3 protein-coding genes and 1 pseudogene are annotated in these 7,489 nt (G+C 59.8%); all 4 read right to left on the reverse strand.

The annotated features are described in order from the left end of the window. Positions 1–469 (reverse strand): annotated as a pseudogene (locus VJV58_RS17645) (malto-oligosyltrehalose trehalohydrolase); the annotation flags it as partial. Next, a complete protein-coding gene (gene glgX, locus VJV58_RS17650) occupies positions 466–2,538 on the reverse strand; it encodes a glycogen debranching protein GlgX (RefSeq protein ID WP_324138651.1) in 2,073 nt (690 codons plus the stop codon). The gene glgX and the pseudogene VJV58_RS17645, both read right to left, overlap by 4 nt. Before the next feature lie 3 nt (positions 2,539–2,541). Beyond that, positions 2,542–4,689: a 1,4-alpha-glucan branching protein GlgB gene (gene glgB, locus VJV58_RS17655; RefSeq protein ID WP_324138652.1), complete on the reverse strand. Its 2,148-nt coding sequence runs from the start codon at positions 4,687–4,689 to the stop codon at positions 2,542–2,544. Further along, positions 4,686–7,489 (reverse strand): putative maltokinase (locus VJV58_RS17660; protein WP_324138653.1); only part of this gene is annotated, 2,804 nt, incomplete at its 5' end. The genes glgB and VJV58_RS17660, both read right to left, overlap by 4 nt.

Raw genomic sequence — 7,489 nt, forward strand, 5'->3', positions numbered from 1 at the left:
ATCCCCAGTTGCGCGTTCCGGCGAAATCCGCCAACGGCATCAACTCCAGTGCGGTGATGCCAGTTGCTACCAGATGATCGAGCCTGCCGATCATGGCTTTGTAGGTACCTTCTTCTGTGAACGTACCTACATGGGTTTCGATCAGGACGGCTTCGTGCCAAGGCCTTCCGCGCCACTCCGACGCGCGCCAGCGATAGCTTGAATGATCGACAACTTCGCTGGGCCCCGAAACATCATCAGGCTGGAAGGCGGAAGCGGGATCGGGAACATCGATCTCGTCATCGATCCTGAATTTATAGAGCGCGCCAGCCTTGAGCCCTGCGATATCGGCGCGAAACCAGCCATTCTCTTGGTCTCGCATTCGTTGCGGAGTTGTCAGCACTACGTCCACGTGCTTTGCTGCCGGCGCCCAAAAATGAAACGTGGCGCCGTCTGCTGTTAATTGCGCGCCGAATCGCTGCTCATTCATGCCAAACCCGCAAAGGCGAGGACTGAACGGGCAGGCGCTTTTGCCTCTTCCCCCGATCCGAAGTGCCTGACCTGTTGCTTAACGTCGACGGTGTTCAATAGTTGCTGCCAAGCCTTGTATTCCGGCAGCTTGGGCAGTTTGAAGGGGATATCGTCGGGTGCGGCATTTAACACGATGAAAAGCGGCTCACGCTGTTCGGTCGGGCCGAGCACATAAGAAAGAAATCGGCTCTCCGGAAAATTCCAGTCTGCTTGCTTCATCTCCTCGGCGGTTGGTGTCAGCCACAACACGCCGTACGAGCCGTCCGGCCGCCGTCCCTCAAGCCAGCGGTGAGAACGTAATTGCGGAAAGCGCCTTCTCAGCTCGATCATGCGGCCGATGAAATCGGTGAGGTCATCGCCTTCGCGACCGAGGCCTTCCCATCCCACCCAGCCGATTTCGTTGTCCTGGCAATAGGCGTTGTTGTTGCCGAATTGCGTGTTGCCGACCTCATCTCCCGCCAAAATCAACGGCAGTCCCTGCGCCAGCAGCAGACACGCGATTTGATTTTTCCGGAGTTGGCGCCGCAGCGCGAGGATGACGGGATCGTCTGTTGGCCCTTCATGGCCGCAATTGTTACTGTGGTTATCGTTCGAGCCGTCGCGATTGTCTTCGCCGTTAGCCTCGTTGTGCTTTTCGTTGTAACTGAATAAATCCTGCAGCGTGAAGCCGTCATGGACGGTAATGTGATTGACGCCGGCGCGGGGCGTGCGGCCGTCGTGATTGTACAGGTCCGACGAGCCGGTCATGCGGCTTGAGACCTCGCCGATCAGGCTGCCTTCACCGCTCCAGTATCGACGCATGGCGCTGCGGTAGCGGTCATTCCATGTCGACCATTGCGATGGAAATGCGCCGACTTGATAGCCGCCCAGTCCGAGGTCCCACGGCTCGGCAACCAGCTTTACCGAGGCGAGAACCGGGTCCTGCCGTACCGCCATCAGAAACGGACTGTTGCGGTCAAAACCGTTCGGGCCGCGTCCCAGCGTAGTGGCCAGATCAAATCGGAAGCCATCGACATGGCAAACCTCGACCCAATAACGCAGGGAATCCATCACCATCTGTAGCACACGCGGATTGGTCAGATTGACCGAGCTGCCGCAGCCGGTGAAGTCGTCATAGTAACGAGGATTGTCCTTCATCAGCCAATAGTACGAGGCATTGTCGATCCCCCGGAACGACAGCGTTGGACCGAGATGATTGCCTTCGGCGGTGTGGTTGTAGACCACGTCGAGTATAACCTCGAAACCGGCATCGTGCAGCCGCGCCACCGTGGTGCGGAAGGTGTCTAGCGGGTTGTCCTGCGCGTAACGCGGTTCCGGCGCAAAGAAGCACAGCGTATTGTAGCCCCAGTAGTTCGACAGCTTCTTTTCGACCAGCATGCGATCATCGATGAATGCGTGGATCGGCAACAGCTCGATCGTGGTGACGCCGAGCCGCTTAAAATGATCGATCATCGCAGGCGACGAAAGACCTCCATAGTTGCCGCGCAGGTTGGGTGGCACGTCTTCCCGCTTCTGGGTCAAACCCTTGACGTGGGCTTCGTAGAAGACGGTGTCTTCCCAGGCGATCGAGGGGCGCATCTCACGGCGGCCCCAGTTGAACGTCTCGTCTACAACGACGGCTTTGGGCATCCCGCGCGCGTTGTCGCGCCTGTCGAACGACAGATCCTCGCGCGGGCTCCCCGTGCGATAACCGAAATGCGCATCGCTCCACACCAGCCGGCCGGCGAGCCGCTTCGCATACGGATCGAGCAAAAGCTTGTTTGGGTTGAAGCGATGGCCATGCTCGGGCTCATACGGCCCGTGAACCCGGTAACCATAGAGCTGCCCGGGCGAGACGTCATTTAGATAGCCGTGCCAGACATCCTCGTTACGCTCAGGCAGTGTAATGCGCTCGAGCTCGCGACGTCCCTGGCTGTCGAACAGGCAAAGCTCGACCTTGCGCGCGTTGGCGGAGAAGATTGCAAAGTTGGTTCCCCGCCCGTCCCAGCTTGCACCGAGCCGCGAGAAGCTTCCGGCGGACAGTCGCATTTGTCAGGCTTCCGGTACGAGAAAAATGGCGGCCAAAGGCGGGATCGTGAGTTCGATCTCCGGAACGAGCCCCTCTAATGTCTGTACCTCTCCAATGTTCCCGACATTGCTGCCGCCGTAGTGCGCCGAGTCCGAATTGAACACCTCGCGCCACTTGCCGGAAAATGGCACCCGGAGCCGGTAATTGTAATAAACATTTGGAGAAAAATTGAGCACCACCAGGCAACGCGCGCGCGCGTGCTCGCCCTTGCGTATCCAGGCGAACACGTTGCGATTGGCATCGTCGGTGACGACCCATTCAAAGCCGCCTCGATCGCAATCCAGTTCATGCAAGGCCGGCTGCGTACGATAGAGCCCATTGAGATCGCGGATGAGATTATGGATGCCGGCGTATTGGGGTTGTTCGAGCAGGTGCCAATCGAGCGAGCTGTCATGGTTCCATTCTCGTTCCTGCCCAAATTCGCACCCCATGAACATCAGCTTCTTGCCGGGATGGCCGAACATGAAAGAATAGTAGACGCGCAGATTCGCGAAGCGCTGCCAGCTGTCGCCGGGCATGCGCCCGAGGATGGAGCGCTTGCCATGCACGACCTCGTCATGTGAAAGGGGCAGAATGAAATTTTCCGAAAATGCGTAGTGCAGGCCGAACAGGATGCTGCCGTGATGATACTTGCGGTGGATCGGATCCTTGCTGACGTAATCCAATGTGTCGTGCATCCAGCCCATATTCCACTTGTAGCCAAAACCAAGCCCACCAAACTCGATCGGCCGCGACACTTGCGGCCATGCAGTGGATTCTTCCGCCGCTGTGGTGGCATGCGGAAAATGCGCGAACACTTCGGCATTGAAGCGGCGCAGGAAATCGATGGCTTCCAGGTTCTCCCTGCCGCCATGCTTGTTGGGAATCCAGCCGCCGGAGGGGCGGCTATAGTCGAGGTACAGCATTGAGGCGACCGCATCGACGCGCAGCCCGTCGACGCCATAACGGTCCAGCCAGAACAGCGCATTCGAGACCAGAAAATTCACCACTTCAGTGCGGCCGTAGTTGTAGATCAGCGTGCCCCAGTCGAGATGGCGTCCCTGCAGCGGGTTGGCGTGCTCGTACAAAGCGGTGCCGTCAAAATTAGCGAGCCCGTGTGGATCGTCGGGGAAGTGGCCCGGAACCCAGTCCAGTATTACGCCGAGGCCTTCGCGATGGCAGGCATCGACAAGTGCTGCAAAATCCTGGGGTGAACCAAATCGGCTGGTCGGCGCAAACAAGCCGGTCGGCTGGTACCCCCAGGAGCCGTCGAACGGGTGTTCGTTGACCGGCAGGAATTCCAGATGAGTGAAGCCTAGATCGGCGGCATAACGCGGAAGCTGTTCGGCGAGCTCGCGATAGGTCAGCCACTCGTTGTTGCCCTTGCGCCGCCATGAGCCGAGATGGACTTCGTATATCGACATCGGCGAATTCAGCGCGTTGACGCGTTCGCGGGCCGGCTGTGGATGCGGCAGTTTGGCTTCGTCGAATACGACCGATGCCGTGCTCGGGCGCAATTCGGTCGCAAAGGCGAGAGGGTCCGACTTGAGGGGTAGATGCTGGCCATTCGGGCCGATGATATCGAACTTGTAACGATCGCCCACAGTGGCGCGCGGCACGAACAATTCCCAGTATCCCACGCCGCGGACGCGCATGGGATGCCGTCTCGGATTCCAGAAATTGAAATCGCCGACCAGGCTGACTCGCTTCGCATTGGGCGCGAGCACCACGAATGCGACGCCCTCGACTCCGTCGAGCGTCATGGGGTGCGCACCCAGCTTGTCGTAGAGCCGCTGATGAGTGCCTTCGCCGAGCAGATACAGATCGAAGTCGCTCAGCACGGGTGGGAAACGGTAGGGGTCCTCAAGCTCAACGACGTTATCGCCAAACCGCGCGCGCAGCTGGTAACGTTTGGAGCCGTTCGGAAGTGCGCCAGCGAACAGACCGGCCTCGTGAATCCGCGCCAGCGAAGCCGTTTCGCCGTGCTCACCAATGGCTTCCACATTCGACGCATCGGGGAGGAACGCGCGCACCACCGTCTGCCCACCCTCGGTATGCAGGCCGAGGTAGTGGAACGGATCGGAGTGGCGGCCTTCAACAATCGCATAGGCCTCGGCAGGCAGTTCGCTCATGCGGCCTCGTCGGTATTTTCGGACAATATTCGGATCGCGCCCGTCAGCGGGACTCGCACCCACTCAGGCCGGTGGGCCAGCTCGTATTCGATTTCGTAAAACGCTTTCTCGAGCAAAAAGAAATTCAGCAGTCGTTCAGCCGCAGCCGGATCTTCCGGCCATAGCCGCGCAGCCGTCATGATCTCGCGATACGCCGACAGGAACGTCGCGGTGGCGCGGTCACGCCACCCGGCGAGCGCCACGGCAAGCTTGCCCTGCTCGTCGGGGGTAACCTTCAGCGCGCGCTCAAGCGCCGCCGTAGCCGAATAGTCGATCGACCGGATCAACCCGGCGACGTCGCGCGCCGCCGGCGCTTTTCGCCGACGTTCCTGAAGTGAGCGTCGCGGCTCTCCTTCGAAATCGATGATGAAGATGTCGTCCTTTACGATCAGAATTTGCCCGAGATGGAGATCGCCATGATGTCGGATGTTGAGGGCGTCGATCTCATGCGGCAGCAATGTATTGAGCCGCGCCGGCAAGGCCTCGCGCTGCGCCAGCAATTGCTGGACCAGCGGACGATCGGCTTCCTTTAGCGTGTCGCGACGATGCTGCAGCGCTTCAAACACCCGTTCGGCGCGGCTTAACAGGTCATCGATCCAGCGCTGCACGTCAGCCGATGTGGTCGGTTCCGGGACGAAATCGCTGGAGTTGCTGTTGCCGGTCAGCGCCAGGTGCATCTCAGCGACACGTCTTCCGATTTGCGACATGTACCGCAGATATGGAACCTGCTCCTCGCTCTCGCCCGGATGCTCGCTTGGCTGCAACAGGCGCTGCTCGTCGACGAAGCGGTCCAGATAGGCGGATGTCACGGTCCACGCGTCGCCCTGATTTTCAACAAAGGCATGAACAATCGCGATCGCGTTTTGCTTGTCGCCCTCGATAAGTTCCACGCCACCCAGCAGCGCCGGCGTGTTGGCGAAACCCGCGACTTCGGTGAGGAAGCGGCCCATTTCGATCTCCGGGTTGATGCCGGACTCGAGCTTGCGATAGACCTTCACCACATATCGGTTATCCACCAGCGCCGTGCTGTTGGATTGTTCGGTTTCAACGGCCCGAACATGCTCCGGCGGCTTTATAGGCTCGTCGGACAACCGCCTCGTCGGCCGGAATTCGAGGCGCAAGCCATTATCTTCAATGGTCAGGGATTGCCGCAGGTTGCGGAGCAGAAGCGCGATGAAAATCGGATCGCTCGCAACGTCCAGAAGCGTTCCTTCCCGCGCGCCTTGCCGTACGGCCGCGAATGCACGCGGGTTGTAGCGCTCGCGATCGAAACGCACCCACTCGATCCGCATCGGCAAAACGTATCGCGCGGTGGCGCCGTGCTGGCTTGCTTCAAAGAACGCAAGCCAGGGCTTGTTGTCACCAATGTCGCAGAAGGGGACCGCCGAGATCAGCTTTGGATGGATTGCCTTCGGAGAGCGCTCCGGATACCAGCGGCTTCTCGCCAGAAAGCCGGGCAATACGTCGCGTTCGAACACGGTGCGAGTGCGGGCGAGCGAGACCCATGTCGAGCCCAGTGGCACCACCAGCGTTTCGAATTCCGGCACCACCGAAGGCGCCACATGCTCTGACTTCTCGCGTTCCTGGAGCTTGAACCAGTAGAAGCCGTACGGCGCCAACGTGATCATGTACGGCAATTCGCCGATCGCCGGAAAACGCGTGCGGCCGAGCATCTCCAGAGGCACGCGATCCTTCCAGGCCGACAAATCGAGTTCGGTCGCCTGCGCCGATCGGGACAGATTGGCGACGCAGAGGATCGCCTCATCGCGATACTGCCTGATATAGGCCAGCACCGCCCGGTTGGCCGGACGGATAAACGTCATGGTGCCGCGTCCGAATGCCAAGCTGGATTTGCGCACCGAGATCAGCCGCTTCGTCGCACTCAGGAGCGACGACAGGCTGCGCGACTGAGCCTCGACATTGACGGCTTCATAACCGTACACCGGGTCCATGATGGTCGGCGCATAAAGCCGTGCCGGGTCCGCGCGGGAGAAGCCGCCGTTGCGGTCAGGGGTCCATTGCATTGGCGTGCGCACGCCATTGCGATCTCCGAGATATATGTTGTCGCCCATCCCGATTTCGTCGCCATAGTAGATGATCGGCGTCCCCGGAAAAGACAGCAACAGCGAGTTCATCAATTCGATCTTGCGGCGATCGTTGTCCATCAGCGGCGCCAGGCGCCGGCGAATCCCGACGTTGATCCGTGCGCGCGGATCGTTGGCATAGGTGGACCACAGGTAATCGCGCTCGACGTCGGTGACCATCTCCAGCGTCAGTTCGTCGTGATTGCGCAGGAACAGCGCCCATTGGCAATTGGACGGTATATCCGGGGTCTGGCGCAGGATATCGGTGATGGGAAAGCGGTCTTCCTGCGCAAGCGCCATATAGATCCGCGGCATCAACGGGAAGTGATAGGCCATGTGGCATTCATCACCCGTGCCGAAATATTCCTGCACGTCCTCCGGCCATTGATTGGCTTCCGCCAACAAAACCTTGCCCCTGGCGTAAGCATCGAGCTCGGCGCGCAGCTTCTTGATGATCTCGTGGGTCTCCGGCAGGTTCTCGTTGTTGGTGCCGTCGCGCTCGCAGAGATAGGGAATGGCGTCGAGGCGGAATCCATCGACGCCCGCATCGAGCCACCGCTTCATCACCTGAACGATTGCGCTGACTACGCGAGGGTTATCGAAATTGAGATCAGGCTGGTGCGAGAAAAAGCGGTGCCAGTAAAATTGACCGGCTTCGGGGTCCCAGGTCCAGTTCG

Origin of the sequence: Bradyrhizobium sp., assembly GCF_035273305.1 — a bacterium.
GTDB lineage: Bacteria > Pseudomonadota > Alphaproteobacteria > Rhizobiales > Xanthobacteraceae > Bradyrhizobium.